Below are 5653 nucleotides of genomic sequence, written 5' to 3'. Positions count from 1 at the left end.
GGACGGCGGCGTCCAGGTCGGAGAGCGTCAGGTACTGCGGGAGCGGCCGGGTCGTGGCGGGCTCCGGCAGCTCGAGGTGCGGCCGGCGGCCGGTGCGCACCAGGTCGTCGATGAGCTCCTGGACGTCGGGCTGCCCGGGTGCGGTGGGCCAGCCGACGATGGTGGTGGCCGCATCGAGCGTGAGGCGGATACGTGTGACGGGACGGGTCTGGGGTTCGGGCACGGGGTTCCTTGTCTCGGGGTCGGGCCGGGTCAGAAAGAGGAGACCCAGCCGGTGACGGAGGCGATCGCGTTGCGGATGCCGGGTGCGATGCCGGTGGAGGCGAGGCAGAACCCGAACAGCGCGGCCGCCAGGGCGGGCCACAGCCGCAGGTAGCCGGTGCGCAGCAGCACCAGGACGATGACGGCGGCGACTACGACAAGGGACAGGGAGATGACCACGGCGGTTCGGGCTCCTTCTCGGGGGGCTACTTCTTGAGGGCGGTCAGGGTGTTGCGGACGCTGCCGAGGCGGACCTGGCGGCCGCCGTCGGCGTTGACGGCCTCGAGGACCGCAGCTGCGTCCATGTCGCCGTCGGAGTCCTCCAGGACGGCCTGGACGCGTTCGGCGAGCGTGCGGGCGCGGGGCTTGGTCGGCTCGGGCATCGTGGGGACCGGTGAGGCCGGGCGCTTCTTGCCGCCGGACCGGCGACCGCCGCCGCCTTCGCCGTCCTCGTCTTCCTCTTCCATGGGGAAGATCGCGGCGTACGCCTCGGGGCCGTCCAGGCGTCCGGCGTAGGCGTCGCCGGCGTCGTCCCAGGACGCCTTCTCCAGCTGCCGGACGGGTCCGTCGCCGTACAGGGCGAGCATCTCGGGGTCCAGGCCCTCCACCGGGACGGTGCTGCCGACGTTGAAGAACCGGAAGCGCGAGGTGGGGGAGGGGCCGGACAGCAGGTAGCCGCTGCCCTGGGTGCCGGGCGCGTCTTCGTCCGCGGCCTCATCGAACTGGCTGATGAGCTTGATGGCCCCGGAGTACTTCGGGATCGGGGCGAGGGACTGCCCGGCGGCCAGCAGACCGTCGGAGACCAGCTGCCGCATCATCGTCGACGTCCAGCGCAGCAGGATGACTTCGCCGTCCTTGAGCATGCCGCGCAGCGTGTCCGAGCCGCCCAGCTCCTCGAGGTGACCGGCCTGCGCGGACAGGTGCACACCGATACCGAGCGAGCGGCCGGTGCGGCCGATGTCCTTGATGTAGTACGTCGCCTCATCCCGGAAAGGCGCGCCCTTCTCCAGCAGCCGGTTGGCTTCGTCGATCCGCAGGGACAGCAGCGGGTCGGGCCGGTTCATCAGGAACTTGGAACGGCCGGCCTCCGCGTAGCGGGTCTGCCGTCCCTGCATGACCAGCCACATCGTGCGCAGCTGCGCCATCGCGCCTTCCGGCGTGGTGACGAACCAGTCGACGTTGTCGCGGGCCTCGGGCACGGACTGGCCGCCCTTGAGGTCCGAGAGGAACGTGACGATCCCGGAGCGCTTCTCCGCCGCCAGGATCACCTGCAGGCCGGTCGACTTGCCCGCGCCGGTGGTGCCGAACAGCAGACCGCGCTGCGCGGATCCGGCCTTGGGGTCGTACAGGCGCATCCGGGCGGGGCGGCCGTTGTGGTAGCTGCCGACCCAGATGCGGCCCTGGTCGTCCATGGCGAGCTCGCGCGGGTCGGGCAGTTCGACGTCGGCGAGCGGGTCGGACGGGTAGATCGTGACCAGGGCGTGGTTCATGCCGTCGGTCTCGATCGCCAGCCTGCTGGGGTCCTCGATCCGCAGGGCGGAGGCGAGGCGGATCGGGTCGTAGGCGATCAGGTCCCCGGGCGGGGCCTCAACGGTGAGTTCGTAGATCGTCTCGGCGGTCATGCGCCCAGCTCCTTTTCGATGTTGACGGCGCGGATGGAGGTGATGACGGTGCCGGGCATGCCCTTGGGGGCGACGTTCTGTGCCCAGTGCGTGTAGGGGTCGTCGGCCTCTTCGGCCGGGGCCGTGCCGACGGTCAGGCGCCGCACTCCGGCGCCCTGGCGGGGCACGGGGGTGATGGAGAGTTCGTCCTCCGGCCAGTTCAGGGCGGCGGACAGCTCCAGCAGGTTGATCGTCGGGACGGGCTTGCCGGGGAGGGTGGAGCGGATCACGGCGCGCATCGTGCGGCCGCCGGTCTCTTCCACCTGCTCCAGCACAGTGTTGGGGGCGGCGCCGTCCTCGATGGCGACGCGCTGCGCCCAGAACGCGGCGGCGGGGTGCTGCGGTCCGGCCGGGGCCGTCTCCACCAGGAGCTCCCGGCTCTGTTCGACCGCCTGGGGGGTCAGCGACGGCTCGCGGCCGGCGAGGACCTTCGCGATCCGGGCGGGGCGCACCCTGAGGACGACGGCCGTCCAGACGGCGTCGGCCAGCAGGTCCCACCACCAGTCCAGGCCGCTCCACACGCGCTGCGTGGTGAGCAGCGCGGCCAGCGAGAGCGACGGGGACAGGTACAGGGCCATGGCCGCGTCCAGGGCGCGGCCCTTGGGCAGCGTCGCCGACCAGATGGTGCCGTATCCGGCGGCCAGGAGGGCGCCGCACACGGACCACGTGCTGGACAGCCTGCTCCCCGGGCATCCCAAGGACGATGTCGCCCTGCTCGTCGCCCGCACGCGGAAGCTGCCGCCCGATCAGATCGCCGACTGGGATGTGCCGGCGGACCCGGCCGCCGTCTCCGGCATGCGCGACGCTGTGTCGCAAAGACTCGAAGCGTGGGGCCTGTCGGAGTACGGCTTCACCATGGAACTCATCCTGAGCGAGCTCATCACCAACGCCATCCGCTACGGCGCCGGGCCGATCCACGTCCGGCTGATCCGCGACCGTACGCTGATCTGCGAAGTGGCCGACGGCAGCAGCACCTCCCCGCATCTGCGGTACGCCGCGACGACCGATGAAGGAGGCCGGGGTCTGTTCCTGGTGTCACAGATGGCCGAGCGCTGGGGCACCCGGTACACGCCGCACGGCAAGGTGATCTGGGCCGAACAGTCCCTGCCGGAGGTCACACAGCAGCCCGCCCCCAGTCCGGCCGACGCGGACATGCCCCTGGACGACGGGGCGGCCGAACGTTGATTCAGGGTCGTTGCGCAGGCCGCGGTCGACGCGGTGGAGGTTGTCGCCGCGGGTGCGGGCGGTCTCGACGACGTCTGCTCTCCGCGCGAGCGGACCACGACACTGAGCGTGCGCACGTCTCGTGTCGACCCAGAGTCGATACCCGAGAGCTCACGTACCCGGCGCGGGCGGTAGTCCAAGGTGCGGGTGTGGACGTCGAGCACGTGCGGGCGTGAGCCGCGTCGCATCGGAAAGGGTGAGACTTGCTATGCAACGAGTTGCATAGCACGATCGTCGGCATGGCGCTCGAGCACGCGATCCTGGTGTCGCTCCTGGAGAAGCCGGGATCCGGCTATGAGCTGGCCCGGCGTTTCGAACGGTCCATCGGCTACTTCTGGACCGCGACCCACCAACAGATCTATCGCGTACTGAAGCGCATGGAGAACGACGGCTGGGTCGAAGCCCGGGAGGTCCCGCAGCAAGGACGCCCGGACAAGAAGGAGTACTCCGTCGCCGACCTCGGCCGGGCCGCGCTGTCCTCGTGGTTGCACGATCCGATCGAGCCGGAGAGCGTCCGCCACGACCTGGCAGTGAAGATCCGGGGTGCCGCCTTCGACGACCCCGCCGCCCTGATCCGCGAGGTGGAGCGCCACCGGCAGACGCACCAGGACCGGCTGGCGCACTATCTCGCGGGCGAGGAGCGGGACTTCACGGGGCCCGAAGCCGGTGTGACCGCTCCGGAAACTCCGCTGGACGCGGAGCGGGAGCTCCAGCACGTCGTCTTGCGCGGCGGCATCGCGTACGAGCGGATGATGATCGGCTGGCTGGACGACGTGCTCGCCACGCTGGCCCGGTTCGGCCCTGACCACTGACCGCGCCACCGCACCGGACATGACTGCTCCTCCGCTCCGGCTCTCAGGCTCACCGTCCGCCGCACCCAGCGATTTCTCCATCCGTCCACCTGCCGAAAGGGGTCCTCACCATGGCCGACCAACTGCTCTTCAACCCGCGCACTTACGACCCCGCGCACTTCGACCCCGAGACACGCCGCTTGCTGCGTGCCACCGTCGACTGGTTCGAGGGGCGCGGGAAGCGGCAGCTGATCGAGGACTACCGGACCCGCGCATGGCTCGGTGACTTCCTCGCCTTCGCCGCGAAGGAGAACCTGTTCTCGACCTTCCTGACGCCGTCGTCCAGTGCAGGGGAAGGGGAGCCGGACAAGCGGTGGGACACCGCCCGTATCGCCGCGCTCAACGAGATCCTCGGCTTTTACGGCCTGGACTACTGGTACGCCTGGCAGGTCACCATCCTCGGCCTCGGCCCGGTCTGGCAGAGCGACAACGCCGCCGCGCGCGCCCGCGCCGCGGAACTCCTCGCCCAGGGCGAGGTGTTCGCGTTCGGCCTGTCCGAGAAGGCCCACGGCGCCGACATCTACTCCACCGACATGCTGCTCGAGCCCGACGGCGACGGCGGCTTCCGCGCCACCGGCTCCAAGTACTACATCGGCAACGGCAACACCGCCGGACTCGTCTCCGTCTTCGGCCGGCGTACCGACGTCGAGGGCCCCGACGGCTACGTGTTCTTCGCCGCCGACAGCCGTCATCCGGCCTACCACCTGGTCAAGAACGTCGTCGACTCGTCCAAGTTCGTCAGCGAGTTCCGCCTGGAGGACTATCCCGTAACGTCCGATGACGTCCTGCACACCGGCCGCGCCGCCTTCGACGCCGCCCTCAACACGGTCAACGTCGGCAAGTTCAACCTGTGCACCGCCTCGATCGGCATCTGCGAACACGCGATGTACGAAGCCGTCACCCACGCCGACAACCGCGTCCTCTACGGCCGCCCCGTCACCGCCTTCCCGCACGTGCGACGCGAGCTGACCGACGCATACGTCAGGCTCGTCGGCATGAAGCTGTTCAGCGACCGCGCCGTCGACTACTTCCGCTCCGCCGGCCCGGACGACCGGCGCTACCTGCTCTTCAACCCGATGACGAAGATGAAGGTCACCACGGAGGGCGAGAAGGTCATCGACCTGATGTGGGACGTCATCGCCGCCAAGGGCTTCGAGAAGGACAACTACTTCAGCCAGGCGGCCGTGGAGATCCGCGGCCTGCCGAAGCTGGAGGGCACGGTCCACGTCAACCTGGCGCTGATCTTGAAGTTCATGCGCAACCATCTCCTCGACCCGGCCGTGTACCCGAGTGTGCCGACGCGTCTCGACGCGGCCGACGACGACTTCCTGTTCCGGCAGGGACCGGCCCGAGGTCTGGGCTCGGTGCGCTTCCACGACTGGCGCCCGGCCTTCGAGGCGTACGCGCATCTGCCGAACGTCGCTCGTTTGCGCGAACAGGCCGACGCGCTCTGCGAGTTCGTCGCCACAGCCGCCCCCGACGCGGAGCAGAGCCGCGACCTCGACCTCGTCCTCTCGATCGGCCAGCTCTTCGCGCTCGTCGTGCACGGGCAGCTCGTCCTGGGAGCGGGCGCGGCGGGGATGCGATGTCCGTGGGCGTGGCTGAGCAGGTACAGCGCGGCCTGGAGGATGAGCGCGACGCGGTGCTTGGGCAGCG

General features: G+C 70.1%; 6 protein-coding genes and 1 pseudogene. 3 read left to right on the top strand and 4 right to left on the bottom strand.

Translation table 11 applies throughout. The features are described 5' to 3' along the window. From ABZ281_RS35030 to ABZ281_RS35015, 4 genes are all read right to left on the bottom strand, one after another. Positions 1 to 223: hypothetical protein (locus tag ABZ281_RS35030; RefSeq protein WP_356662110.1), on the bottom strand; the 223-nt coding region annotated here is incomplete at its 3' end. A gap of 29 nt (positions 224 to 252) precedes the next feature. Beyond that, positions 253 to 441: a hypothetical protein gene (locus ABZ281_RS35025; protein ID WP_356662109.1), complete on the bottom strand. Its 189-nt coding sequence runs from the start codon at positions 439 to 441 to the stop codon at positions 253 to 255. A 26-nt stretch (positions 442 to 467) separates the two neighbouring features. Beyond that, positions 468 to 1883, bottom strand: coding sequence for a transfer protein (locus ABZ281_RS35020; protein WP_356662108.1), 1416 nt, complete (start codon positions 1881 to 1883; stop codon positions 468 to 470). Beyond that, positions 1880 to 2581, bottom strand: a complete 702-nt coding sequence (locus ABZ281_RS35015) for a hypothetical protein (RefSeq protein WP_356662107.1) — start codon at positions 2579 to 2581, stop codon at positions 1880 to 1882. Before ABZ281_RS35015 ends, ABZ281_RS35020 begins: the two co-directional genes overlap by 4 nt. A gap of 7 nt (positions 2582 to 2588) precedes the next feature. Between ABZ281_RS35015 and ABZ281_RS35010 the strand changes: the two are divergent. From ABZ281_RS35010 to ABZ281_RS35000, 3 genes and pseudogenes are all read left to right on the top strand, one after another. Beyond that, positions 2589 to 3107: pseudogene (locus ABZ281_RS35010) on the top strand (ATP-binding protein); the annotation flags it as partial. A 278-nt stretch (positions 3108 to 3385) separates the two neighbouring features. Continuing rightward, positions 3386 to 3958, top strand: coding sequence for a PadR family transcriptional regulator (locus ABZ281_RS35005; RefSeq protein ID WP_356662106.1), 573 nt, complete (start codon positions 3386 to 3388; stop codon positions 3956 to 3958). A gap of 110 nt (positions 3959 to 4068) precedes the next feature. Beyond that, on the top strand, positions 4069 to 5653 hold a 1585-nt coding region (locus tag ABZ281_RS35000; protein WP_356662105.1), incomplete at its 3' end, for an acyl-CoA dehydrogenase family protein.

Source organism: Streptomyces sp. NPDC006265 (genome assembly GCF_040613555.1).
In the GTDB taxonomy this organism is placed as follows: Bacteria; Actinomycetota; Actinomycetes; order Streptomycetales; family Streptomycetaceae; genus Streptomyces.
Note: the sequence above shows the minus strand (reverse complement) of the source record. Positions and strands in the feature narration are given on the sequence as shown.